The 23,854-nt window shown below is 66.7% G+C and carries 21 protein-coding genes; 13 read left to right on the top strand and 8 right to left on the bottom strand.

Going from position 1 to position 23,854, the window contains the following annotated elements:
• Positions 1-78: 78 nt before the first annotated feature.
• On the top strand, positions 79-1,395 hold the full coding sequence (locus AC3FKH_RS09020; RefSeq protein ID WP_488674760.1) for an MFS transporter: 1,317 nt from the start codon (positions 79-81) through the stop codon (positions 1,393-1,395).
• Here AC3FKH_RS09020 and AC3FKH_RS09015 read toward each other — a convergent pair.
• Both AC3FKH_RS09015 and AC3FKH_RS09010 read right to left on the bottom strand, forming a co-directional pair.
• Positions 1,367-2,176 (bottom strand): helix-turn-helix transcriptional regulator, encoded by an 810-nt coding sequence (locus tag AC3FKH_RS09015; RefSeq protein ID WP_488674758.1) that lies wholly within the window; start codon positions 2,174-2,176, stop codon positions 1,367-1,369. The genes AC3FKH_RS09020 and AC3FKH_RS09015 overlap by 29 nt on opposite strands.
• Positions 2,160-3,074, bottom strand: a complete 915-nt coding sequence (locus tag AC3FKH_RS09010; protein ID WP_488674756.1) for a DMT family transporter — start codon at positions 3,072-3,074, stop codon at positions 2,160-2,162. The genes AC3FKH_RS09015 and AC3FKH_RS09010 overlap by 17 nt, the downstream gene beginning before the upstream one ends.
• A 377-nt stretch (positions 3,075-3,451) precedes the next feature.
• Here AC3FKH_RS09010 and AC3FKH_RS09005 point away from each other — a divergent pair, with 377 nt between their 5' ends.
• From AC3FKH_RS09005 to AC3FKH_RS08955, 11 genes are all read left to right on the top strand, one after another.
• On the top strand, positions 3,452-4,984 hold the full coding sequence (locus AC3FKH_RS09005) for a DUF1800 domain-containing protein (RefSeq protein WP_488674891.1): 1,533 nt from the start codon (positions 3,452-3,454) through the stop codon (positions 4,982-4,984).
• A gap of 54 nt (positions 4,985-5,038) precedes the next feature.
• Complete coding sequence (locus tag AC3FKH_RS09000) at positions 5,039-6,376, top strand: DUF1501 domain-containing protein (protein ID WP_488674754.1); 1,338 nt, start codon at positions 5,039-5,041, stop codon at positions 6,374-6,376.
• A gap of 213 nt (positions 6,377-6,589) precedes the next feature.
• On the top strand, positions 6,590-8,284 hold the full coding sequence (locus AC3FKH_RS08995) for an ATP-binding protein (RefSeq protein WP_488674752.1): 1,695 nt from the start codon (positions 6,590-6,592) through the stop codon (positions 8,282-8,284).
• 493 nt (positions 8,285-8,777) lie between these two features.
• Entirely contained in the window at positions 8,778-9,032 is a 255-nt protein-coding gene (locus AC3FKH_RS08990) for an RNA-binding protein (RefSeq protein ID WP_488674750.1), read from the top strand.
• A 49-nt stretch (positions 9,033-9,081) separates the two neighbouring features.
• Entirely contained in the window at positions 9,082-9,675 is a 594-nt protein-coding gene (locus AC3FKH_RS08985) for a hypothetical protein (RefSeq protein WP_488674748.1), read from the top strand.
• A gap of 73 nt (positions 9,676-9,748) precedes the next feature.
• Positions 9,749-12,061, top strand: a complete 2,313-nt coding sequence (locus AC3FKH_RS08980; protein ID WP_488674746.1) for a DUF3141 domain-containing protein — start codon at positions 9,749-9,751, stop codon at positions 12,059-12,061.
• 61 nt (positions 12,062-12,122) lie between these two features.
• Entirely contained in the window at positions 12,123-13,061 is a 939-nt protein-coding gene (locus AC3FKH_RS08975) for a phosphate acetyltransferase (protein ID WP_488674744.1), read from the top strand.
• Positions 13,062-13,065: 4 nt separating this feature from the next.
• On the top strand, positions 13,066-14,262 hold the full coding sequence (locus AC3FKH_RS08970) for an acetate/propionate family kinase (RefSeq protein ID WP_488674742.1): 1,197 nt from the start codon (positions 13,066-13,068) through the stop codon (positions 14,260-14,262).
• A gap of 1 nt (position 14,263) precedes the next feature.
• Entirely contained in the window at positions 14,264-15,046 is a 783-nt protein-coding gene (fabI, locus tag AC3FKH_RS08965; RefSeq protein WP_488674740.1) for an enoyl-ACP reductase FabI, read from the top strand.
• A 112-nt stretch (positions 15,047-15,158) separates the two neighbouring features.
• Positions 15,159-15,482, top strand: coding sequence for a hypothetical protein (locus tag AC3FKH_RS08960; RefSeq protein WP_488674889.1), 324 nt, complete (start codon positions 15,159-15,161; stop codon positions 15,480-15,482).
• A gap of 221 nt (positions 15,483-15,703) precedes the next feature.
• Complete coding sequence (locus AC3FKH_RS08955) at positions 15,704-16,729, top strand: YeiH family protein (RefSeq protein ID WP_488674739.1); 1,026 nt, start codon at positions 15,704-15,706, stop codon at positions 16,727-16,729.
• 37 nt (positions 16,730-16,766) lie between these two features.
• Here the strand turns inward: AC3FKH_RS08955 and AC3FKH_RS08950 are convergent, their stop codons facing one another.
• From AC3FKH_RS08950 to AC3FKH_RS08940, 3 genes are all read right to left on the bottom strand, one after another.
• Complete coding sequence (locus AC3FKH_RS08950; protein WP_488674737.1) at positions 16,767-17,471, bottom strand: porin; 705 nt, start codon at positions 17,469-17,471, stop codon at positions 16,767-16,769.
• 194 nt (positions 17,472-17,665) lie between these two features.
• Complete coding sequence (locus AC3FKH_RS08945; RefSeq protein WP_488674735.1) at positions 17,666-18,091, bottom strand: hypothetical protein; 426 nt, start codon at positions 18,089-18,091, stop codon at positions 17,666-17,668.
• 142 nt (positions 18,092-18,233) lie between these two features.
• On the bottom strand, positions 18,234-20,723 hold the full coding sequence (locus AC3FKH_RS08940; RefSeq protein ID WP_488674734.1) for a penicillin-binding protein 1A: 2,490 nt from the start codon (positions 20,721-20,723) through the stop codon (positions 18,234-18,236).
• Between the two features lie 289 nt (positions 20,724-21,012).
• Here AC3FKH_RS08940 and AC3FKH_RS08935 point away from each other — a divergent pair, with 289 nt between their 5' ends.
• Positions 21,013-22,080: a porin gene (locus AC3FKH_RS08935; RefSeq protein WP_488674732.1), complete on the top strand. Its 1,068-nt coding sequence runs from the start codon at positions 21,013-21,015 to the stop codon at positions 22,078-22,080.
• Positions 22,081-22,195: 115 nt separating this feature from the next.
• Here AC3FKH_RS08935 and AC3FKH_RS08930 read toward each other — a convergent pair whose 3' ends face one another.
• The 3 genes from AC3FKH_RS08930 to AC3FKH_RS08920 form a co-directional block, all read right to left on the bottom strand.
• The gene (locus AC3FKH_RS08930) at positions 22,196-22,552 is read right to left on the bottom strand and encodes an ArsR/SmtB family transcription factor (protein ID WP_488674730.1); all 357 of its coding nucleotides are present in this window, start codon (positions 22,550-22,552) and stop codon (positions 22,196-22,198) included.
• Entirely contained in the window at positions 22,533-23,003 is a 471-nt protein-coding gene (locus AC3FKH_RS08925; protein WP_488674728.1) for an SRPBCC family protein, read from the bottom strand. Before AC3FKH_RS08925 ends, AC3FKH_RS08930 begins: the two co-directional genes overlap by 20 nt.
• Positions 23,004-23,090: 87 nt before the next feature.
• Positions 23,091-23,711, bottom strand: coding sequence for a flavodoxin family protein (locus AC3FKH_RS08920; RefSeq protein WP_488674727.1), 621 nt, complete (start codon positions 23,709-23,711; stop codon positions 23,091-23,093).
• Positions 23,712-23,854: the final 143 nt, after the last annotated feature.

Below are 23,854 nucleotides of genomic sequence, written 5' to 3'. Positions count from 1 at the left end.
GCAGTTTAGGCGCTCAGGGGCTAATCGCCAGGGGGCAAATTCCTCACTAGCCTCGTTACTCTCTGTGGAGGTATACGGATGGCCAGCATGACCCATCAGCATCGTGCGTCCCCTACTGCACCTCCGCCGCCGGGGGCCGCGCACGTCGCGCCGGCTGAAATCGCCACCGGCGTTGTCATCGGCAGGGCGTCCGAGTACTTCGACTTCTTCGTCTACGGCATCGCATCGGTACTGGTCTTCCCGACGGTCTACTTTCCGTTCGCGGACCGGCTCGACGGCCTGCTCTACTCGTTCTCCATCTTCGCGCTGGCCTTTGTCGCACGGCCGTTCGGCACGGCGCTGTTCATGCGCATCCAGCGGCGCTGGGGACGCGGCATCAAGCTGACGGCGGCGCTGTTCCTGCTTGGCACGGCCACGGTGGGCATCGCCTTCCTGCCCGGCTACGCGTCGCTGGGCCATACCGCCATCGTGCTGCTGGCCGTGTTCCGTTCGCTGCAGGGCATCGCCTTCGGCGGTTCGTGGGACGGCTTGCCGTCGCTGCTTGCCCTGAACGCGCCGCCCGCGCGCCGTGGCTGGTACGCGATGATGGGTCAGCTCGGCGCGCCCACGGGCTTTATCGTGGCGGGTTCGCTGTTCCTGTTCCTCAACCTGAGCCTGGAGCGCGGCGAGTTCCTGGAGTGGGGCTGGCGCTATCCGTTCTACGTGGCCTTCGCCATCAACGTGGTGGCGCTGTTCGCGCGGCTGCGGCTGGTGGTGACGCATGAGTACACCCAGCTGCTGGACGAGGACGAGCTGGAACCGATCAGCACCATCGAGCTCATCAGCAAGCAGGACTACAACATCTTCCTGGGCGCCTTCGCCGCGCTGGCCAGCTTTGCGCTGTTCCACCTGGTCACGGTGTTCCCGCTGTCCTGGGTGGAACTGCACCAGACGCAGCCGATCACCGATGTGCTGAGCGTGCAGGTGGCCGGGGCGTTCATCGGCATCCTGGGCACCATTGCCTCGGGACGCATCGCCGACCGCATCGGGCGCCGCACCACGCTCGGGACCATGGCGTTGCTGATCGGCATGTTTGCGCTGTTCGCGCCGCTGCTGATGGGTGGCGGACCGGTGGCGCAGGACCTGTTCATCCTGATCGGCTTCGGCCTGCTCGGCCTGTCCTACGGCCAGGCGGCCGGCGCGGTCACGTCCAACTTCGAGCGCCGCTACCGCTATACCGGCGCCGCGCTGACCACGGATTTCGCGTGGCTGTTCGGCGCGGCCTTCGCACCGCTGGTGGCGCTGGGGCTGTCGGCCAAGTTCGGGCTGATCGCGGTCAGTGCCTACCTGTTGTCCGGTGCGGTCTGCACGCTGCTCGCGCTGCGCATCAACCGGGCGCTGGCGTCGGAGGACTGACGCCGCTCGCCGATGCGCGCCATGCTCCCGGTGGCTGGCCGAAGCGGCGCGTGAAACTGCGCGTGAAGGTGGTCTGGTCGGGATAGCCCGACGCCAGCGCCACCTCCGCGAGCGGCAGGCCGGTGCCGGCCAGCAGTTGCACCGCGCGGTCCAGCCGCAAGCGCGTCTGGTAGCGGTGGGGCGTGTCGCCGAACGCCTCGGCGAACAGGGTGTGGAAGCGGCGCACGCTCCAGCCGAAGCGCTCGGCCAGGTGGCCCGCATGCAGGGCCGACGACAGGTTCGCGCGCAGGTAGGCGTCGATGGCCATGACCGGGAACACGGTCGTGGTGCCATGGCCGTCCGCGGTGCTGAGGGCGTCGGCAAGGTCGCTGGCCAGCGTCGCGGCCACGGTCCAGTTCAGGTGTGTCGCGCGGGTGCCTGCGGGGCGCAACCCCGCCAGCGCGCGCACACGTGTGCCGAGGGCGCCATCCAGCACGAAGGCGCGCGGCCGTTCCATCAAGCGCGCGGGGAGTGCGACCGACGCGCCGGGAAAATCCGCGACCACCTGCAGGTTGCCGGTCAGCCCGAGGAATTCGTGGTGGCTGGCGGCCGGCACGATCAGACCGTGGTGGCGGTCGACCCGGTACAGATGGCCATCGATCTCAAGCTCGGTGGCCCCGTCCAGGCCGAACAGCAACTGGTGATGGTCGTGCGCATGCCCCGCCGGCCATGGGTGGTAGCGGCGGGGCTCGACCAGCGGGCTTGGGGCGCCCGGGTGCGCCAGTTCAGCGGGCGGCGACATGCCGTGGCCTTTCCCGCGTCTGGCACAGCCAGACCCCCGCGCCCGCGACGGCCATGCCCAGCCACTGCAGCGGACCCAGGCGGTCGCCGAACAGCAGCCACGCCTGCGCCGAGGCCAGCGGCGGCGCCAGGAACATCAGCGCCGCGGCGCCGGCGGCCTGGCCGCGCCGCACGATGCCGAGCAGCAGCCAGGTGCCGGCGCCGGAGATCCCGAGCGCCGCCCAGCCGAGCGCGGCCCACAGGACCGGCCCCGGCTGCCAGTGCGGCGCCGGCGACAGCCACACGGCCAGGCCTGCCACCAGCATGGCGCCGACGTTCTGCCACGCAGAGCTGGTACGGAGATCCGAGGCGGCAATCGACATCTTCTGGAGCAGGGTTCCCATGGTGATCGAGACAATGGCAAGCAGCCCGGCCAGCAAGACCCAGGGCGATACGACCGATGCGGACTGGCCGGCGCCAGCCTGCAGGACCGGCACCACGACCAGTGCCACACCGGCCGCGCCGGTCGCCAGGCCTTGCCAGGTGCGTCTGGAAGGTAGCTCCTTCAGCAGGGGCATGGCAAGCAATGCCGTAAGCAGGGGCTGCAAGGCACCCAGCAACGCCATCACGGCCGGCGGCAGGCCGTGCGCGACCGCGCCGAAGGCGGCGCACAGGTAGAGACCCTGCATCAGCGCCCCGGCCAGCAGGTGGCGCGGGACATCATGCCACGCCGGCCAGGCGGCGCGCGCGGCCAGCGCGGCGATGCAGAACATCAGCGCGGCCAGTGCAAAGCGCGCGAGCAGGAACAGGCTGGTATCGGCCAGCGGCAGGATGGCCTTGCCGACGATGAAGCCGGTGGACCAGATCAGGACAAAGGCCAGGCTGGGCAGCCAGCCGGCGGAAGCTTGGGGGCGAGACATAGGGATTCACGGCCGGAGGGACGATGATGGTTCAACGGGGAGCCGGCGCAACGGAGACCCGTGGTACCGGCATGCCGCAGAAACTAACGCCCATCCGGCGGAAAGTCTTGGCGATTCCGGCAATCGGCCTGGTAATCGGCCTAGTAATCGGCTGGGAAAGCGGGGTGTTTCCGGCGACGCATGAGATGCCGCGGGACCGCCCCATGAAAGTTTTCGTTACCGCGCGGCGGGCGGCGCCCTGTCAACCGCCAGCGCACCCGCCACGTAAGAGGGACCATGTCCCTGCATCGCCAGACAAGGAGCCAGGCATGAACGCTGGGTGGCCGACCCTTCCTGCCGGCGCCGGCATCCCCGGCGTGCGGCGCGCGCTGACGGCCATGCTGCTGGCCGCGGCCTGCATGCTGGCGCTGGCGTCCTGCGCGCAGCAGCCACTGGCCGAATCCGGGCCGCTCAGCGCGGCGGACCTGCATTGGCTCAATACCGTGAGCTTCGGTGCCGACCAGGCCAGCATCGCCCGGCTGCGCGAGCTGGGCCGCAAGCGCTTCCTCGAGGAGCAGCTGCGCATGCCGGCCACCGACCCGCCGGCGGTGACCACCGCCATGGCCGCCTTGCCGAACCTGCAGGGCACCGCCGTCGAACGCACGCGCGCGGCGCGCGAGGAACGCCAGCGCATCGCCGGCCTGCCCGACGAGATGGCCAAACAGCAGGCCCGCGAGGCGCTGAACCGGCAGGGGCGCGAAGCCATCGCCGACACCAGCCGGCGGCATCTGCTGCGTGCGCTGTACTCCCCGGCCCAGCTGCGCGAGCAGATGACGTGGTTCTGGATGAACCACTTCAGCGTCTATGGCGCCAAGGGGCAGGTGCGCTGGGCCCTGGCCGACTACGAGGAACACACCATCCGGCCACGCGCGCTGGGCAAGTTCGGCGACCTGGTGCTGGCCACCGTGACCGCGCCGGCCATGCTGGAGTACCTGGACAACACGCAGAGCAGCGCCAACCGCGTCAATGAAAACTATGCGCGCGAACTGATGGAGCTGCATACGCTGGGCGTGTCGGGCGGACCCAGCGGCTCGCGCTACACCCAGCAGGACGTGCAGGAACTGGCGCGCGTGCTGACGGGCTTTGGCGTCAACGCGCGCGGCGAGCCGCCGCGGCTGGCGCCGGCGCGCGCGGCGCTGTACCGCGGCGACGGGCTGTTCGAGTTCAATCCGAACCGGCACGACTTTGGCGCCAAGACGCTGCTCGGCCAGCGCATCGAGCCGACCGGGTTTGGCGAAGCCGCGCGCGCGGTCGCCATCCTGACGCGTGATCCCGCCACGGCCCGCTTCATCAGTGCGAAGCTCGCCGCCTACTTCGTGGCCGACAATCCGCCGGCCGCGCTGGTCGACCGCATGGCCGCCACCTTCACGCGTACCGACGGCGACATTGCCGCCGTGCTGACCACCCTGTTCCTGTCCCCCGAACTCGACCGCGTGCTGGCGGCGCCGGGCCGCAAGTTCCGCGACCCGATGGCGTTCGTGATGGCGTCGATGCGCCTGGCGTATGACGGCCGTACCGTCACCAACCTGCGTCCGGTCATGAACTGGCTGAACCAGCTGGGCGAGCCGCTCTACGGGCACGTCACGCCGGATGGCTACCCGGCGGCGGAAGGCGCCTGGGCGAGTTCCGGGCAAATGGTCAAGCGCTTCGAGATCGCGCGTGCCATCGGCTCCGGCCCGGCGGGGCTGTTTGCCGGCGACGCCAATCTGCCGCCCGGCCCGGCGCGTTTTCCGGTGGTCGCGGGCAAGGCCTACTACGACACCATCGAAGCCACGCTCGGACCGCAGACGCGCACGTCGCTCGCGCAGGCGGAAACCCAGGCCGAATGGAACACGCTGCTGCTCAGCTCGCCCGAGTGGATGCAGCGCTGATCCGGCAGCCAGGCGAGGCACACGATGCACGGATGCACACGCAAGGACTTCGAGATGAAACGTCGGGAATGGCTCAAGACAATGGGCAGCGCCGGACTGGCGCTGGCCCTGCCCGCCACCATGTCGCGCGTGTATGCGCTGCCGGCGCAGGCGGACGCGCGCTTCCTGCTGGTGTTCCTGCGCGGCGCCTATGATGCCGCCAGCGTGCTGGTGCCTGCCGGCAGTGATTTCTACTACGACTCGCGGCCCAATATCGCGATCCGGCGGCCGGTGCCCGCCGGGGCGGAACGCGATCCCGCGGCGGCCCTGGCGCTGGCGCCATCCTTTGCGTCCGACAGCGGCCGCCGTGGCATCGGCGACTGGGCACTGCATCCGGCCCTGGCCGACACCATGCTGCCGTTGTGGAGCCAGCAGCAGCTTGCCTTCGTGCCGTTCGCGGGCACGCATGACATGTCGCGCAGCCACTTCGAGACGCAGGACAGCATCGAGTCGGGCGCCTCGGGTACCCCAGGCAGCAGCGATGGCCGGCACGACGCGGCGTCGCTGCACGGCAGCGGCTTCCTGAACCGGCTGGCCCGGTCGATGGGCGGGCGCGCCGCGCCGGTGGCCTTCACCGACGGCTTGCCGCTGGTGCTGTCCGGCAGCCAGGATGTTCCCAATGTCTCGCTCAAGGGCACGGGCCGCACACCGTTCGACGCGCGCCAGACGCGCGCGCTCGCGCAGATGTACCGCGGCACGCGCTTCGAGTCGCTGATCGACGAAGGCTTCGAGCTGCGCCAGACCGTGGCCGAGCAGGCGCAGGCGATGCAGGCCCGCGCCGCCGTGGCGGGCGGCATCGATGCCATGGCCGCGCGCATGCAGGACATGCAGGCGGCCAACCGCCGCTCGCTGAGCGCGCGCGGCTTCGAGGTCGAGGCGCGCCGCATGGCGGGGCTGATGCGCGACAAGTTCAACCTTGGCTTCGTCGACGTCGGGGGCTGGGACACGCACTCAAACCAGGGCGCCGCGCAGGGGCAACTGGCCAACCTGCTCGACAACCTCGGACGCGGCCTCGCCGGGTTTGCGCAGGAGATGGGGCCGGCGTGGGGCAAGACCACCGTGGTGGTGGTGTCGGAGTTCGGCCGCACGTTTCGCGAGAATGGCTCGCGCGGGACCGACCACGGCCACGGTACGGTCTACTGGGTGGCCGGCGGCGCCGTGCGCGGTGGCCGCATCGCCGGCGAACAGGTGGCGGTGGAGGCGACCACGCTCAACCAGAATCGCGACTACCCCGTGCGCAACGAGTATCGCGCCGTGCTGGGCGGGATATTCCGGCGGCTGTACGGGCTGGACGATGCGCGGCTGGCGCAGGTGTTTCCCGGGGCAAGTGCGACAGATATCGGATTGGTCTAGCGTCCCGTTACCGGCCGGCAACTACCGCTCAGTCGAGCCGGATGTTGCGTTGTATGCATCTTCCGGCGCTTGGCATCCGGCGACCCTTGCGGCGGGAAGCGGGGCTCCTGCGGGGCGGGTATAGTTGCCAGAACCGCTTTCCGGATCAGTGTCATGATTGCATCCACAGGTTGGCCGTCATCCACGAACTTGTGCCCCGGATGGCGCGGCGAGATGGCCCACCGCATCGCCGCTTACGACTGGCGCGAGACCGAACTCGGCGCTCGGGAAACGTGGTCGAGCAGCCTGAATGCCAACATACAGTTTCTCCTTGCCTGCCCCGTTCCCCTGGTGATGCTTTGGGGCCGGGAAGGCGTCATGGTCTACAACGACGCCTACGCGGTGTTCGCCGGCGGCCGGCACCCGTTCCTGTTGGGCAAGCCGGTTGAAGAGGGGTGGCCGGAGGTTGCGGCATTCAACCGTCATGTCGTGGACACGGTCCTTGCGGGCGGAACCCTCTCGTACAAGGACAAGCCGCTCACGCTCCACCGGCACGGCAGGCCGGAAGAAGTCTGGATGGACCTCCACTACAGCCCGGTCGTGGATGACGACGGCGCTCCAGCCGGCGTGATCGCCAATGTCTTTGAAACCACCGAACGCGTGCTTGCGGAGCGCAAGCGGCTGCAGGCGGAGCTTGACCGGAGCAAGGCCGAGCAAGCCCTGTTCGCATTGAACCAGAACCTGGAAGAGCGCGTCGCCCAGGAGGTAAGAGCCCGGACCAGCGCGGAGGACCGCCTGCGCCAGGTGCAGAAGCTGGAGGCCGTCGGTGGCCTGACCGGTGGCGTCGCACACGATTTCAACAACGTCCTGCAAGTGATTTCGTCGAACTTGCAACTCCTGAACTTTGCCGTCGGCAATGACCCCCGACTCCAGGCCCGTATCCACGCCTCCAATGCTGCGGTGGCGCGCGGCGCCAAGCTTGCCCAGCAATTGCTGGCATTTGCGCGCAGGCAGCCGCTTAGCCCGACCGTGGCCAATCCGCGCAAGATGGTCGATGCAATGTCCGACCTGTTGCGGCGCGCGGTGCCTGAGAGTATTCAACTGAACCTGAACGTCCCGCTTGATATCTGGAATCTGTTCGTCGATCTCACGCAACTGGAAAGTGCGTTGCTGAACCTGGTCATCAACTCGCGCGACGCCTTGCGAGGCAACGGAGCGATCCACATCGAAGTGGCCAACCTGACCGTGCAGGATGGCAACCAGGAATCGGCCATCGAGCTTCCGTCGGGAGACTACGTGCGGTTTTCCGTGGTCGACGCGGGCACCGGTATGTCGGAAGAGGTCAAGGCGCGCGCCTTCGAGCCGTTCTTCTCGACCAAGCCGGAAGGACATGGAACCGGCCTCGGGCTCAGCATGGTCTTCGGCTTCGTCAAGCAGAGCCAGGGCCATATCGATCTGCAGACGGCAGTCGGCCAGGGCACGACGGTTTCGCTTTACTTCCCCAGGACGCACAAGGACGAAGAGCCCGATCACGAGCGGGCGGTCCTGGGCAATGTCGCCAGCGAACTGACGGTCCTGGTGGTGGAAGACAATGCGGACGTGCGGCTGTCGGCCATCGACATGTTTGCGCAGCTCGGCCACAGGGTCTTGTCAGCCAAGGACGGCGACGCAGCGCTTGCCGTGTTGCAGCGGGTCGAAGGCGTGGACCTGCTCTTTACGGATGTGGTCATGCCCGGCACGGTCCGCAGCAGCGAACTGGCCCGGATCGCGAGCAATCCGCCTTACAAGGCCAAGGTCATTTTTGCCTCGGGCTATACGCGCGACGAGATCTTCCATGAAGGCCGGCTCGATGAGGGCGTTGTGTTGCTCAGCAAGCCTTATTCTCTTGAGGATCTGGCGCGGACCCTGCGCAAGGTGTTTGAAGCGTAGCGCGGTCAACGTCATGAATTGCGGGGGAGCGTGCTTGGCAGGCGCGGCTGTTTCGCAGGCGCAGCCTGCGAGTCACTTTTTGTCCGAGCGACAAAAAGTAACCAAAAAGCGCGTTTACTTGTCCTAACGGACGAATATTGATCGTAGCGTGCGGAGAATTTCGTACGGGTACTCGCTTCAGAGTCTGCCCGGCTGCCTGCCGCGTGGAGCGCATCCGTATGCAGGCTCTCCAACAATGATTGAACGAGCCCCGAAACTGTCCGTGGCCCGGCAGTGGGCGCGCTATCGCATCATCGCCTTCGGCTGCTGCGCGGCTCAGTCCGCCGCACCACGCACGCCGCTTCGCATGATGTGCCTAGCCCAGCGCATTCCCTTCCCCGAAAGAATTTCTTATCTCGACGCAGCAAAGATTTCATGTCGGTCCGCCCCGGCCTTCCGGATAGAGTGGTGCCCTGCAGCACAACAACATTCATGGTCCGCTGGGGAGGCGAGTATGTCTGTCCTATTGCTTGCGAACATCGTTCCCGACGCCACCGATGAAGAGATCGGCGCGTTCCTCGTGAAGTACGGGTTGCCCCAGTTCGACGGCATCGAATACCTCGAAGGCGACGGCACCCGGCGCTCCGCCAGGCTGACTTTCGATGCGCTCGATAGCGACGCCCTCGACAAGTTGAAAGGCCGTATCCATGGCATGTACTGGAAGGGACAGCAGCTCAGCGCACAGGTGCTGAGAGAGCGCTTCAACTGAAGCAGGCATCTTTTTTTACGGGTCAACGCTCAGATCGAGGGGAACACCAATGAACGCAAAGGGATTAGTGGCCGCGGCGACCTTGCTTGCCGCAACGACAACGGCATGGGCGCAACCCGAGACGCGCGTGGACGTTACACATGCGCCGGGACAGGCCACGGCGATCGGTACGGCAAAGCTTACCGCGAAGATCGTCAAGATCGACGCGCCGACGCGAACGGTGTCGCTCAAAGGCAAGGACGGAAAAGTGGTAGACCTTGCCGTCGATCCTGAGGCCCGGAATTTCGAGCAGCTCGCGGTGGGAGATACCGTCGAGATCGAATACATGAAAGCGCTGACCCTGAGCCTCGAAAAGAGCAAGGGGCCACTGTCGATCAGCGAGCGCAAGATCTCGGACAGGGCCGCGCCGGGTGCAAAGCCAGGAGGGGTGATCGGTCGTGAAGTGACCGCCACGGCCGATGTCGTCGCGGTCAACAAGGACGCAAGTACCGTGACGCTGAAGGGACCCAAGGGGCTTGTGGTCGACCTGCTGGTGGCAGATCCCGAGCGCCTCAAGAACGTGAAGAAGGGCGATCGCGTCGAGGCCGTCTACAGTGAAGCGGTAGCGGTAGCGGTGTCGGTCAGTCCGGCCGCGGCCAACTAGCGCAGCGACGGATGATTGCTGATTCGCGTTTCTGACCGATTGAATTGCGGCGGTTCCCTTACGGAGGGGCAGCATGGACGCAGGAAAGAAGTTGGCTCACGCGCGCGAAGTGGGCGTGAAGACGGGCGTGGTGCTGCAAAAGCGCCTGAAGGTTGCACAAGAGGCATTCAGCCATCGCACGCAGGAAGCCATGACCGATGAGGCGGCGACGCCCGCTGGCTGGATGGCCGCTGCAGATCCGATGAACTGCTATGCATACGCCGTTGACAGCATGCAGCGTGCCATCCTGTTCTGGGACACGATCCGGCAGCGCGGCAACAACTTTGTCGAGAATGCAGCGCAAGGCCTGAAGCCGGTCCTGCACTTCGCTTACGAAACCGTGCTGGACGGCCGCACCTTCGAGCGCCCGGTCAACTATGCGCTGCTGAAGATCACACCGCCGCCGGGCGTCACCATCGACAACGGCCGCCGCCCTTACGTCATCATCGATCCGCGTGCCGGCCACGGCCCGGGCATCGGCGGCTTCAAGGATGACTCCCAGGTTGGCGTGGCGATGCGCGCGGGCCATCCGGTCTACTTCGTCATTTTCTTTCGCGACCCGGAGCCGGGGCAAACGCTGCTCGATGTGTGCGAAGCCGAACAGCAATTCATCCGGAAAGTGCGCGCGCTGCATCCGGACAGTCCCAAGCCGGCCATCGTCGGCAATTGCCAGGGCGGCTGGGCCGCCATGATGCTCGCCGCCTCGGACCCTGACGACACCGGGCCCATCGTCATCAACGGCGCGCCGATGTCCTACTGGGGCGGCGCCTGGAGCGAGGGCGAAGGCGACAACCCGATGCGCTACTCGGGTGGGCTGCTGGGCGGGACCTGGCTGTCGTCGCTGACGGCGGACCTGGGCAACGGCAAGTTCGATGGCGCGTGGCTGGTCCAGAATTTCGAGAACCTGAACCCGGCCAACAGCTTGTGGGACAAGTACTACAACCTGTACAGGAAGGCCGATACCGAGCCGCCGCGTTTCCTGGAGTTCGAGCACTGGTGGGGCGGCTACTACCTGATGAACCGCGAAGAGATCGAATGGATCACGCGCAACCTGTTCGTCGGCAACAAGCTGTGGAGCGGCGACGTCAAGGATGCCGCCGGCAAGGCTTTCGACCTGCGCGCCATCAAGGCCCCGATCGTGCTGTTTGCCTCGATGGGGGACAACATCACGCCGCCGCAGCAGGCCTTCAACTGGGTGGTGGATGTCTATGGCAGCACCGAGGAGATCAAGGCGCGCGGCCAGGTCATCGTCGGGATGATGCACCAGGACGTCGGCCACCTTGGCATCTTCGTCTCGGGCAAGGTCGCCAAGAAGGAGCACGCGCAGATCGTTTCCGTGCTGCAGAGCATCGAGCTGTTGCCGCCGGGCCTCTACGGCATGCTGATCCACGAGCGCAAGGCCGATGGCGGCGTGGAATACGAGGTCGAGTTCCGCGAACATTCGCTCGAAGAGATCGCGCAACGTCTCAACCGCTTCGAGCGCGCCGATGAGAAGCCGTTCGAGGCCGTCGCCGCGCTGTCCGAATTCAACCAGCGCGCCTATGAACTGTTTGCCCAGCCATTCGTGCAGGCCATGTCGAGCGAGACCTCGGCACGGATGCTGCGCGAGTTCCATCCGCTGCGGATGCAGAACTGGGCGTTCTCGGACCTGAATCCGTGGATGGCATGGGTGGGTGCCGCCGCCGATGCGGTGAAGACGAACCGGCAGGCGCTCGATGCCGACCATCCGCTGCGCAAGCGCGAGCAGGCCGGCGCGGACATGCTCAGCGCAGGCCTCGACGCCTACCGCGCCGTGCGCGATGCGGTGACGGAAGCCACCTTCTTCAACCTGTACGCGAACCTGCACTGGGCGATTCCGCAGGACAAGGCGTCGCACGCCGGTCCGCCCAAGGTGACCGAGCCACGCGAACTGCCGGAGGTGAAGGCCGCGCTGGCGTCGATCGAACAGGGCGGCTACGCGGAGGCCCTCGCCCGGGTGGCCTGCCTGCTCAAGCAACAGGGCGAGCCGTTGCCGCTGTCGCGGCTCGAATTACGCAAGGAACTGGTGACGGACTACGCCGAACTGCTGCCGGAACTGCTGCCAGAGGCGTGGCGCCGGATTCGTGGGCAGCAGGAACTCATTACGTTGTACGCGCCGGAGCGCGCGCTGGAGACGCTGCCGGTCTTGCTGCGCGACCCGAACGATCGCCAGCGCTTGCAGACCCTTATAGAGAAGCTCAGGGAGGACGAGCGGCTGCTGAGCCGCGCGCCGACGGCCTTGCAGGCCGCGATGCTCGAACGTATCCGTGCGGCCCTGTCGCTCAAGTCTGGTCGGCCGCGCCGCCCACCGCTGGTGCGCGCGTCGTAATGCCTTGTGCCGGCGCCTGGCCGGCACCCCAACAGCCACCTGGTGACGCAGGAGAAAGTCCGTGAAAGCCATGCACGAGAAGTATCAGCGCCTGATCGACTACTGCAAGTCCCTTCCGCCGACGCCCACGGCTGTCGCCCATCCTTGCGATCGCAGTTCGCTGGAGGGCGCGGTCGAGGCGGCGCGGCTGGGCCTGATTGCACCTGTCCTGGTCGGGCCTCGCGATCGCATCGAAGAGGCGGCCCGCGCCAGCGACATCGATATCAGCGCGTATCCGATTGTCGATGCCGAGCACAGCCATGCCGCCGCGGCCGCCGCCGTGCGGCTGGTGCGCGAAGGCAAGGCCGAAGCGCTGATGAAGGGCAGCCTGCATACCGATGAACTGATGGCCGCCGTGGTCAAGGGCGACGGCGGCTTGCGCACGGCCCGGCGGATCAGCCACTGCTTCGTGATGGATGTGCCCGGCCACGACGACGCATTGATCATTACGGATGCCGCGGTCAACATCGCGCCGACGCTGGAGGAGAAGGCGGATATCCTCCAGAACGCCATCGACCTGGCACATGCGCTCCAGGTCAAGTACGTACGCGTTGCGATCCTCTCGGCGATGGAAACGATCAACCCCAAGGTGCCGTCCACCGTCGAGGCCGCCGCGCTGTGCAAGATGGTCGACCGGCACCAGATCACCGGCGCGGTGGTCGACGGCCCGCTGGCGCTGGACAACGCCATCAACCTGGACGCCGCGCGCATCAAGAAGATCGACTCGCCCGTGGCGGGGCGCGCCAACGTGCTGCTGGTGCCGGACCTGGACGCCGGCAATATGCTCGCCAAGAGCCTGACCTTCCTGGCCGGCGCCGATGCCGCGGGCATCGTGCTGGGCGCGCGCGTGCCTATCATCCTGACCAGCCGCGCCGATGCGGTCATGACGCGCCTGGCCTCATGCGCGGTGGCGGCGCTGGTGGCCAAGGCACGCCGGGATTCCGGCCAGGTACAGGGGTGACGACATGGCCGACGTGATCCTTGTCCTGAACGCGGGTTCATCGAGCCTGAAGTACTGCGCCTACGACGCACAGGGCGACGCGCTCAGGCTGGTGCTGCGGGGCAGTCTCGACGGGCTTTACACGTCGCCGACCTTTCGTGCGGCGGATGCCTCCGGCACCGAAGTGGAGACCCGGAAGTGGGGCGACGGGACGGAGCTGGGACACGGCGGCGCCGTCGCCTTTCTCGCTGACTTCCTGCGCAGCCACGGAGAAGGTCATACGCTGGTCGGGGTCGGGCATCGCGTGGTGCATGGCGGTGTGCGCTTCGCGCGGCCGGCACGGGTGAACGACGAACTCCTGGCCGAGCTCGATACGCTCTGCCCGCTGGCGCCCTTGCACCAGCCGCACAACCTCAAGCCGATCCGGATCCTCGCCGAACGGCGGCCGGAACTGCCGCAGGTGGCCTGCTTCGACACCGCCTTTCACCGGGCGCAGCCGGAGATCGCCCAGGCCTTTGCGCTGCCGGCTTCGATGACCGAGCGCGGCATCCGCCGCTACGGTTTCCACGGGCTTTCCTACGAGTACATCGCCAGCGTCCTGCCCGGCATCGACGCCAGGGCCGCGGCCGGCCGCACCGTGGTGGCCCACCTTGGCAATGGCAGCAGCATGTGTGCGCTGGTGGCCGGATGCAGCGTGGCCAGCACCATGGGCTTCACCGCGGTCGACGGCTTGCCGATGGGCACGCGCTGCGGCAGCCTCGATCCGGGCGTGATCCTGTACCTGATCAGCGAACTGGGCATGGGCGCGCACGACATCGAGGACCTGATCTACCGCCAGTCCGGCCTGCTCGGCGTCTCCGGCATATCGAGCGATATGCGCGTGCTGCTCGCCAGCGACGATCCGCGCGCCCGCCTGGCGGTCGAGCTATACACCTACCGGATCGGGCGCGAGCTGGGCTCGCTGGCCGCGGCGGCGCAGGGCCTGGACGCGCTCGTCTTCACCGCGGGCATCGGCGAACATGCCCCGTTGATTCGCGAGCGCGTGTGCCGTCAGGCAGCGTGGCTTGGCGTGACCGTTGATGCGGCGGCCAATGCCAATGCCAACGGCGCGACGCGTATCGGCACGGCATCCGGGCAGGTTGCGGTGTGGGTGATCCCGACCGATGAAGAGCTGATGATCGCCAGGCATACCAGGGCATTGATCGATACCAAGGGGATGTGACATGACAGTCCAGATACCACAGCCGATCCTGGCCAACAAAAAGGCCCTGATCTGCGGCATCGCGAATGAGCATTCGATCGCCTACGGCTGCGCCAAGGCCTTTCACGACCTGGGCGCCGAGATCGCGATCACCTATGCCAATGAAAAGACCAGGCAGTATGTGGAGCCGGTGGCGCAAGAGCTTGAATCACCGATCTTCGTGCCGCTCGACGTTTCCAGCGAAGCCGAGATGGCGGCGCTGTTCCGGCAGATCGAAGACAAGTGGGGCAAGCTGGACATCCTGCTGCACTCGGTCGCCTGGGCGCCGAAGGACGATCTCCAGGGCGGTCTCCTGAACTGTTCCGCCGAAGGGTTCGCCAAGGCGATGGACATTTCCTGCCACTCCTTCATCCGGATGGCACGGCTGGCCGCTCCGCTGATGCGCGACGGCGGCACGATGTTCACGATGAGCTACTACGGTGCCAACAAAGTCGTGCCCAACTACAACGTCATGGGGCCCGTGAAAGCCGCGCTCGAGGCGGCGTCACGCTACCTGGCCTACGAGCTGGGGCCGCGGGGCATACGGGTGCATGCGATATCGCCCGGACCGCTCAAGACGCGGGCGGCCTCGGGCCTGAAGGACTTTGACCTGATGCTCGCGGATGCCGCCCAGCGCGCGCCGCTGGGCGAGCTGGTCGACATCATGGATGTCGGCTTCACCTGCGCATTTCTTGCCACGCCCTATGCCCGCCGGCTGTCGGGCGAGACGCTGTATGTGGATGGCGGCGTGAATATCATGGGCTAGCTTCGGTCACGGCCGGCGGTCAGCGGGATCGGCGCGAACGTGGGTGGCGGGAAAGCCGCCACGCCGTCTCGTCTCGCGCCGGCGTGACACGCAGTTGCTAGACTGGGTAATTATGCGAGAACTTCTTTTTCGCACCCTGCTGTACCGCTATTTCTTCTTTGACTGGCTGTACAAGGACGCCAGCAGAGGGAATCTGCTGGAACGCTCGGCCGCGTGGCGCTTCAACAAGATGCACGCACACTGGCTGCTGACGTACATGCGGCGCTGGCTCTGGTGCGGGCTGATCCTCTTCGCCCTCGGCGGCGCGGTCGAGTTGATGCTGCGCGAGCCCGGCCTGTCGGCGATCTTCTATGTGCCCGGTGTGCTGATCGTGCCGGTCAATGTCGTCATCGGTGTGCTCTGGCTCGGACTGAAAACACTGCCCGGACCGGTGTGAGCCGTTCGCGCGGGCCTGTCATCGATGTGACGCGCACTCGATAGCGCAAGACCCCTGGCACGAAATGTCAAGCTTGCCGCAGGCAATGCAAAGCATGCGCGCGGGCTACCGCCTACATTGAGCGTATAGCAAGCAAGCCGGCGTTCGCCACGTCCGACAACTCAGCCAGAAGCCTTTTCCAAGGACGGGCTGCCCCCCCACCGATGTCCGGAGAGACAGCCATGTCCGCAAGATTCCTGAGCCCAAGCTCGTTGACCACGTTCCGCGGCTATCTGCCCGGCATGATCATCAGCGCGGTGGTGACCGTCGCCGCCATGTCGCTGGCCGACCATTACCACGCACCGGTGATGCTGTTCGCGTTGCTGCTGGGCATGGCGCTGAACTTCCTGTCCAAGGAGCCGTCCAGCGCTTCGGGCATCGACTTCAGCGCCAAGCAGGTGCTTCGGCTGGGCGTGGCCCTGCTTGGGCTGCGCATCACGGCGTCGCAGGTTGCCGCGCTCGGCTGGCACTCCGTTGCCATGGTCGTGCTGGCGGTGGGCCTGACCATCCTGTGCGGCATCGTGCTGGCGCGGCTGATGGGGTTCCAGACCTTCTTCGGCCTGCTGACCGGCGGCGCCGTCGCCATCTGCGGCGCTTCGGCGGCGCTTGCGCTGGCCGCGGCCATGCCGCAGCATCCGCTGAAGGAGCGCGCCACGCTGTTCACGGTGATCTCGGTCAGCACGCTGTCCACGCTGGCGATGGTGCTGTACCCGATGATCGCGCAAGTACTGGCGCTGCCTGCGCTGCAGGCCGGAGCCTTTATCGGTGGCACCATCCATGACGTGGCGCAGGTCGTGGGCGCCGGCTACAGCATCTCGCACGAAGCCGGCGATGCGGCCACGCTGATCAAGCTGATGCGCGTGGCCATGCTGCTGCCCGTGATCGCATTGGCCGCGTGGCTGTCGCAACGTCATCAGCGCGCACAGGGCGAAGCCGGCACGGGTACGCGTCCGCCGCTGCTGCCGTGGTTCGCCGTGGCGTTCGCGGTGCTGGTGGCGATCAACAGCACTGGCTGGCTGCCCGCGTCGCTGGTCAAGGCGGGACAGTTCGCCTCGCAGTGGTGCCTGGTCATGGCGATGGTCTCCATCGGCATGAAGACGCACCTCAAGGACATCCTGTCCGTGGGCTGGAAGCCGGTGGCGCTGATGGTGCTGGAGACGCTGTTCCTGGCGGTCCTGTTTTACGGCATGCTGGTCGTGATGCACTGATATCGCGGCACGCGAGACGGCCCCTGCGAAAGCATTGTCAGAACCGGTGCCGCAGTCCGATCACCGCGCCGAACTGGCTTTCCCGCGCGCCGACCTGCTCGGTCGGCCCCGACAGCGCGGTCGCATACGGATTCAGTGACGGCCCGAAGCCCGTCAGTCCCATGGCCGGGCCGTTGCGGCTCCTGGCAAATCCCAGCACGGTATAGACATCGGTGCGCTTGGAGTAGGCATAGGACCCGGTCAGCATGAAGCTGTACGGATCGCCGGAACTGCCGTGGGCATCGTTGTAGTAGGCCGCGCCGCCCAGTTGGATCCCGGGCGTGAGCTGGTACTGCAGGCCAAGCCAGTACAGGTTGCTGCGCAGCGCAATCGTGCTGAAGCTGTCATACGACCAGCGATAGCCGGCCACCGCCCTGGCCGGCCCCAGCGCATAGGCTGCGCCGAGGCTGGCGCGGTTGGCCTGGCTGGTGCTACCGACATCGGCATAGGCGCCGCTTTCCATCGCGACGAAGGCCTTCAGGCCGGTGCCGGGCTCCTTGCCATCGTGCAGGCCCCAACGCGTCGCAGAGAGATTCGTCGAGTATTCACGCATGACATAGTGGCCGCCCGTGCCAGTGGCGGGCACGTTGGATACGTGCTCCACGCTGGCATCGAGGATGCCGTACGGTGTGGCGCTGGCTTGCGCAAGCGCGGCGGCTGGCAGCACCGACAGTGCGGCCAGGCAGGCTAGGCGGATCTTCATGTTCGGGCCCCCTCGTCATGTGGATCGCTCGCATCCCTGCAACGGCAGGGGTGCCTGGTGACCACGATCGGGTCACAGGTGCTATGACGCAGGGGTTCGTCCGTAATGACCGTCTGTTTTCGCACATGCCATGCGCGCGGCGACGTGCGCATGCCGGATCGGTCACGCCGCCATCGCGCCGCCGTCCGAGGCACTCAGCCCAGGCAGCCCATGCCGAACTGCAGCGCACGCAAGGCGTCCGCGTGTTCGCGGTAGCGGTCGGCGTAGCTCCAGTATTCAGTGGTCTGCATGGCGCGCTCGGTCGCGCGCACGCGGTAGTCGATGGCCAGGCACTGGTTCCAGAATGCGTTCTGGGCGCGCAGGTCCATTTCCTCGTCGGCCCGGTCCTGGGCGGCCGACTGCATGCGCAGGGCCGACATCGCGCGGTCGGCTTTCTGGTTCTTCGCGGCGCCGGGGACCGTCATGACGTGGGAGCGCATGGTGCCCGTGACGTTGCGGTAGCCCGCCGGGCAGGACGCCGACGTGTAGAGCGTTTCGTTCCCGTTCTGGCATTTGGTGACGGCCTGGGCCAGCCCGCTGGCCGCCAGCAGCACCATCATCACGGCAAGTTGTCTGGACATGGCCACGCCCTCCCGCTGACACCGATGGAATCAATGTAGGCACGGATCGGTCCGGTCGCCAGCAGTCGTCCGCGCGTCGCGGTGGACGGCGTGCCGCAGGTGCGCTGCGGGGCATGCCAGCGGGAGAAGCGCTGGCCGCAGGTCAGCCTGGCGTGCTGGTGGCGCCCGGTGCGGGGGATGCCGGGGCAGTGGGGGGCAGGGTCGGCAAAGCCGGTGGTGCCGGCGCGGTGCCGGCTGTGGCGTCGGCCGGTTCCGCGGGTGCCGGCTCCGGCGTGACGACGACTTCGCCGCGGTCGAGCGCCATGCCGGCGCTGGCGTCGGAAGCGTCGGCGGTGGTGGTGGCTTGCGCCGGCGGTTGCGGCGTGACATCCGCTTCCGGCGACGGCAACGCCGGGCGGCGCGGGGCAGGCCGGCTGGCCGGTGCTTCCGTCGGGCCCTTGCCGCCGAACAGCCGCGTGAACCACCCGCGGACCTGCGTGGCCAGCGCGCTGAAGACGCCGGATTCCTCGGGCTCGGCGAAGCGCGCGCGGCCATCGATGATGCGGGCCCGCAGCGAGTGCTGGTAGAAGTCCCCGACGATCGGCAGCGCGCTGTGGGCGCCTTGTCCCCAGTAGTCGCTGCGCAGCGTGACGCGGCTGTCGTTGAAGCCGACCCACGCGCCCGCGACCAGTTCGGGATGCATCAGGATGAACCAGCCGTCGGCGTTGTCCTGCGTGGTGCCGGTCTTGCCGGCCACGTCGGCGCGGATGCCGAAGCGCGAGCGGATGCTGGCGCCGGTGCCGCGGTCGATCACGTCGCGCATCACGTCGAGCAGGGTCTGCGTGGTGTCGGTGGGCAGGGCGCGCTCGGCGCGCGCGGGCTGGAATTCCTGCAGGACCTTGCCGTCGCGGTCTTCGATGCGGGTCACCATCGTCGGGGCGATATAGTCGCCCGCGTTGGCGATGGTGGCATAGGACGCCACCATTTCCCGCAGGGTCACCGGGCTCGTGCCCAGCGCCAGCGACGGGACCAGGTCGAGCTTGCTGTCGCGCACGCCCATGGCGCGAGCGAGCCGCGCGACGCGCGCCGGACCCACCTCCTGCATGAGCTGGGCCGTGATGGTGTTGCGCGAATAGACCAGGCCGTCGCGCAGCGTCATGGCGCGGCCGCTCGGGCGGCCTTCGTCGGTCGGGCGCCAGACTTCGCCGCCGGCGAGCTGGATTTCGACGGGCTGGTCCACCAGCGTATCGTCGGGCGTCTTGCCCTGCTCGAATGCAGCGCCGTAGACAAAGGGCTTGAACGTGGAGCCCGGCTGGCGGCGCGCGCTCTGCACGTGGTCGAACGCGTCCTGGGTGTAGTCGCGGCTGCCGACCCAGGCGCGGATCTGTCCGGTGCGCGGATCGATGGCGATAAAGCCCGCCTGGATGCGCGTCTTTTGCTGGCGCAGCGCCTGCATGAAGGAAGTGTTGGCCAACAGGTGCTTGAGCGCCTCGTCGGCCGGCGTGCCGGCGGCCACGGCGCTGCGGTATTCGGGCGTTTCACGGACAAAGGCCTGCACCAGGTCCTTGCTGGCCGCCCAGCCGGCGCGCGGCGCCCACGCGGCATTGGCGATCGACTGCAGCCGGTTGCCCTGCGCCGTGACGGCCTGCGTGGCCATCGCCTGCAGGCGCGCGTCGATGGTGGTGTGCACGACCAGGCCATCGGCGTAGATGTCATAGCCGTTGCGGTCGGCCCAGCCGATCAGCCACTTGCGCAGTTGCAGGGCAAAGTGCGGCGCCGGGCCGGGCGGTTCGGTCTGGCGCTCGAAGTCGATGCGCAGCGGCCGCTTCTTCAGCTGCTCGAAGCGCGCGGCGTCGAGCCGGCCGCGCTTGACCATCTGCGCCAGCACCGTGTTGCGCCGGTCGAGCGCGCGCTCGGGGTTCAGCACCGGGTTGTAGTAGCTGTTGCCCTTGAGCATGCCGATCAGCGTGGCGCTCTGCAGCACGTCGAGCGAGCGGGCCGACTTGTCGAAGTAGGTGCGCGCGGCCATTTCGATGCCGTACGCGTTGTACAGGAACGGCACCGTGTTCAGGTAGGTCTCGAGGATCTGTTCCTTGGTGTACAGGGCCTCGATCTTGAACGCGGTGATCGCCTCCTTGAGCTTGCGCGTCATGGTCGGCGCGCGGCCAATCTCGTCCGGGTACAGGTTGCGCGCGAGCTGCTGGGTGATGGTGGAACCGCCCTGGCGGTCGCCGGAGAAGGTGTGCAGCGCGGCCGAGGCCGTGCGCCGCCAGTCCAGGCCATGATGCTGGTAGAAGCGGTGGTCTTCCGTGGCGATCAAGGCATCGATCACCGTGGGCGAGATTTCCGACAGCTTCACCCAGTCGCGGTTGGCCCACTTGAACACGGCCAGTTCCTTGCCGTCGGCGGACAGCACCTGCGCCGGGCGCTCGAAGCGGGCCTTGCGGATGTCGCTGATGCCCGGCGTGAACGGAATCAGCACCAGCACATAGAGCAGGAACGCCGCCGGCACGGCTGCCACGGCGAGCAGTGCCTGCCTGCGCGTTGGGCGCCGCATGGAGGGCAGGGACTTGAGGCGCTGCACCGGTTGCCATTGCGCCCAGGCCTGGGTCAGCGGCGGGACGAGCAGGGACTTGATCTTGTCCAGCCTCATGAAGCAACCACGATCATCACAAGGCGGGGGCACAGGACAGAGCAGGGCACTCGGGAATACCGGTCTTCGAAAAGACTGAATCCTACCAAAACGTCCCGTATTGCATCGAGGTGTCTGAAAAAAAGGGAGGCTAGAGGCACTTTCAAGCCATGCATCGTGGCCATTACGTCATAAAGCTTTCACATCCGCTCGCCACAATGCGCAGGCCTCCGGGGTGGCCAGGGTATGCCACGCATTCCAGGCCGTTCTGGGCAGGTCTCTCCCATAGAACGATAAGTTGGATAAATCAGTGAAGAAAGCTCTCCTTGCAGTGACGGTAGCCGCAGCCTCGGCGGCACCCGGGTTGGTCCAGGCGCAGGCCGCATCCAATGTGACGCTGTATGGCATCGTCGATGCCGGCGTCGAAGTCATCAATCATGTTGCCGGCAGCAATGGTGCCAACGGCACCGTGACCCGGCTCAATTCCGGCAACCTGTCGGGCTCCCGCTGGGGCCTGCGCGGCACGGAAGACCTGGGCGGTGGCCTGAAGGGCATTTTCGTGCTGGAAAGCGGTTTCGATATCGATACCGGCCTTTCCGGCCAGGGCAGCCGCCTGTTTGGCCGCCAGGCCTTTGTCGGCCTGCAGGGCGACTTCGGGGCCGTGACGCTGGGCCGCCAGCAAAACGCGCTGTATGACCTGTTCGGCGCCTATGACCCGATGGGCGTGGGCCCGCGCTATTCGCTGAACACCGTCGATTCGGCGTTCAACAATCGTGCCGATAACGCCATCAAGTACACCGGCAAGTTCGGCGGCCTGACCGCCACGGCCTTCTACAGCTTTGGCCGCGACAACAACGGTGAAGTGCCGGGCTCGCCCAAGGCCGGCCGCAACTTTGGCGGTGGCCTGGCCTACGCGGCAGGCGCCTTCTCGGTTGGCGCCGCCTACGACCAGTACCAGGGCGGCACCGTGGCGCTCCAGGATCGCAGCGCCCGGCGCGCGGCGATCGGTACGGCGGTCGCGATCGGCGAGGGCAAGGTCTTCGCGGGCTACCGCTGGATGAAGGATGACGGTACCGGCAGCGCCACCGCGGCGCCGGTGCGCAGCAACGTCTACTGGGCGGGCGCGCAGTACCGCTTCACGCCGGCGTTCCAGCTGACCGGCGCGGCGTACTACACCGACACGCACAACAGCGACGCGGACCCGTGGATGCTCGTGATGTCGGCCGACTACTCACTGTCCAAGCGCACCGATGTCTACCTGAACGTTGGCTTCGCGAAGAACAAGTCGGGCTCGTCGCTGGGCCTGAACGGCACCGGCACCGTGGTGCCGGGCGAGAACCAGACCGGCGCCACCGTCGGCCTGCGCCACCGCTTCTAAGACGTACCGCCCGTCCGGCATGGCCGGACGGGCCTCGATCATATCGGCACTTGCGCTGCGCGCGCAGATGCCTTGGGCCGGATGTCATCCGGCCTCTTTTTCCGGTCACCGGCTTTCACGCTGGCGATTGCACTTCGAACGCGGCCTTCAGTTTCAGCAGGGCATGGTCCCACTGCTGCTCGATGGATTCGAGAGAGCGGCGCGCCAGCTCAACCTGTGCGGGCTCCACTTGCCAGAGCCGCTCGCGTCCTGCCTTGATGTCATGCACCAGGCCGGCTTCGGCCAGTACCAGCAGGTGCTTGGTGACTGCCTGCCGCGTCATGGCACTGCCCGCCGTAAGCTGAGCAATGGACATCGCCCCCCCCGCGCCCAGCGCCATGACCAGCCTCAGGCGCGTTTCATCGCCGAGCGCGGCAAAGATCGCGGCACTCCTGCGCATGTCGGGCAGGGTTTCAGGCGGGATGATCGACATGGCTTGCGATATTGCGCATCTGTTCGTCCCAGCCGCCGCTGTTCATGCGGAATGCTTCCAGGCGCCGCTGCGGCGGTATCTGGTCGAAGCCTGATTCGACGACGGTCAGCTGCGTGCCATTCCCGATGGGTTTTAATTCAAATACAACGAGCGTAGTCGGCTCGTCGGAATAGTCGCGGCCAGCTTCGACGGCCGCGGGATGCCAGCGCCACGACAGCATCCGCTGCGGTTCCATCTGTTCGATCTGAATGTCGAAGGGGATGTGTTCGTAGCCGGGGTAAGTCACATGCCCCGACGCGCGCGTCCCCGGCGCGAACACGACGCCGCTGGCGAATTTCACGCCAAACCAGCTGCCGAAGGTTTCGGCATCGGCCAGCGCATGCCAGATGCTGGCGACAGGCGCCTGAAGCAGGATGCTCCGTTCGATTCGGTCCGTGGAGCGTGATGTCATTTGCGGTCTCCTGATGAGCAACTGTATGGTTGCAGGTTAGGAGGCCAAACGGAAAAGCGCAACCGAGGGGTTGCGCTTCTGATGGCATCAGGCCGCCTGCTTCAACGTGGCGAGCGCCCGGCGGCCCGCGGCAAGTTGCAGTGCGACGTCAGCGACGCGCGCACCCAGGTGTTCGGCGGTGCGCAGGTCCGCCAGCGGCGGCACTACGTCGGCGCTTTCATCGGCGTTGGACTGTGCCGCGGCGCCCAGGAAGAAGCCGTGGCGGTTCAGTGAATCCTCGGTCGACTTGGAGTTGTTGTGGCCCGGAGGCAGACCCAGGTTCACCCAGTGCATGCCGTGCTGGGCTGCAAAGATGGAGATCTGCTGCAGCGTGGCGAGCTTGTCGCCCGAGCGCGATGCCGAATTGGTAAAGCCGGCTGCCACCTTGTTCGCCCACTTGCCGCCCTTGGCGAAGACGTTGCGCGACGTCGCGTCCATAAAGCCCTTGAACTGAGCGGAGGCGCTGCCCATGTAGGTCGGCGCGCCGAAGATGATGCCGTCGACCTCTTCCAGCGTGTCCCAGTGCTGGTCGATTTCATCGACGCTGATCAACAGGCTTTCCACGCCATCCACGCTGGCGGCGCCGCGAGCGACGGCCTGGGCCTGCTTGGCAGTGTGGCCGTAGCCGCTGTGGTAGACGATGGCGACTCGGGTTTGGTGGGTGTTCATGGTGTCTTGCCTCACTGAATAAACAAATGGATTGAATTTGATTCGCTGCGGCGCTTGGCTTTGTTTGCTGCCGTTGAGGGAAGTCTAGGCGGGTGAGGGAAATCCGCGGTGGGCCTGATGGAAATAAGTCATTGAATTTTTTT

Source organism: Cupriavidus sp. 21MJTG02-4, assembly GCF_057798975.1.
Note: the sequence above shows the minus strand (reverse complement) of the source record. Positions and strands in the feature narration are given on the sequence as shown.

Bases quoted from the DNA above. Each gene is read 5' to 3' on its own strand.
- AC3FKH_RS09020 (WP_488674760.1), top strand. From the start codon at position 79: ATGGCCAGCATGACCCATCAGCATCGTGCGTCCCCTACTGCACCTCCG.
- AC3FKH_RS09015 (WP_488674758.1), bottom strand. From the start codon at position 2,176: ATGTCGCCGCCCGCTGAACTGGCGCACCCGGGCGCCCCAAGCCCGCTG.
- AC3FKH_RS09010 (WP_488674756.1), bottom strand. From the start codon at position 3,074: ATGTCTCGCCCCCAAGCTTCCGCCGGCTGGCTGCCCAGCCTGGCCTTT.
- AC3FKH_RS09005 (WP_488674891.1), top strand. From the start codon at position 3,452: ATGCTGCTGGCCGCGGCCTGCATGCTGGCGCTGGCGTCCTGCGCGCAG.
- AC3FKH_RS09000 (WP_488674754.1), top strand. From the start codon at position 5,039: ATGAAACGTCGGGAATGGCTCAAGACAATGGGCAGCGCCGGACTGGCG.
- AC3FKH_RS08995 (WP_488674752.1), top strand. From the start codon at position 6,590: ATGGCCCACCGCATCGCCGCTTACGACTGGCGCGAGACCGAACTCGGC.
- AC3FKH_RS08990 (WP_488674750.1), top strand. From the start codon at position 8,778: ATGTCTGTCCTATTGCTTGCGAACATCGTTCCCGACGCCACCGATGAA.
- AC3FKH_RS08985 (WP_488674748.1), top strand. From the start codon at position 9,082: ATGAACGCAAAGGGATTAGTGGCCGCGGCGACCTTGCTTGCCGCAACG.
- AC3FKH_RS08980 (WP_488674746.1), top strand. From the start codon at position 9,749: ATGGACGCAGGAAAGAAGTTGGCTCACGCGCGCGAAGTGGGCGTGAAG.
- AC3FKH_RS08970 (WP_488674742.1), top strand. From the start codon at position 13,066: ATGGCCGACGTGATCCTTGTCCTGAACGCGGGTTCATCGAGCCTGAAG.
- fabI (WP_488674740.1), top strand. From the start codon at position 14,264: ATGACAGTCCAGATACCACAGCCGATCCTGGCCAACAAAAAGGCCCTG.
- AC3FKH_RS08960 (WP_488674889.1), top strand. From the start codon at position 15,159: ATGCGAGAACTTCTTTTTCGCACCCTGCTGTACCGCTATTTCTTCTTT.
- AC3FKH_RS08955 (WP_488674739.1), top strand. From the start codon at position 15,704: ATGTCCGCAAGATTCCTGAGCCCAAGCTCGTTGACCACGTTCCGCGGC.
- AC3FKH_RS08950 (WP_488674737.1), bottom strand. From the start codon at position 17,471: ATGAAGATCCGCCTAGCCTGCCTGGCCGCACTGTCGGTGCTGCCAGCC.
- AC3FKH_RS08945 (WP_488674735.1), bottom strand. From the start codon at position 18,091: ATGTCCAGACAACTTGCCGTGATGATGGTGCTGCTGGCGGCCAGCGGG.
- AC3FKH_RS08940 (WP_488674734.1), bottom strand. From the start codon at position 20,723: ATGAGGCTGGACAAGATCAAGTCCCTGCTCGTCCCGCCGCTGACCCAG.
- AC3FKH_RS08930 (WP_488674730.1), bottom strand. From the start codon at position 22,552: ATGTCGATCATCCCGCCTGAAACCCTGCCCGACATGCGCAGGAGTGCC.
- AC3FKH_RS08925 (WP_488674728.1), bottom strand. From the start codon at position 23,003: ATGACATCACGCTCCACGGACCGAATCGAACGGAGCATCCTGCTTCAG.
- AC3FKH_RS08920 (WP_488674727.1), bottom strand. From the start codon at position 23,711: ATGAACACCCACCAAACCCGAGTCGCCATCGTCTACCACAGCGGCTAC.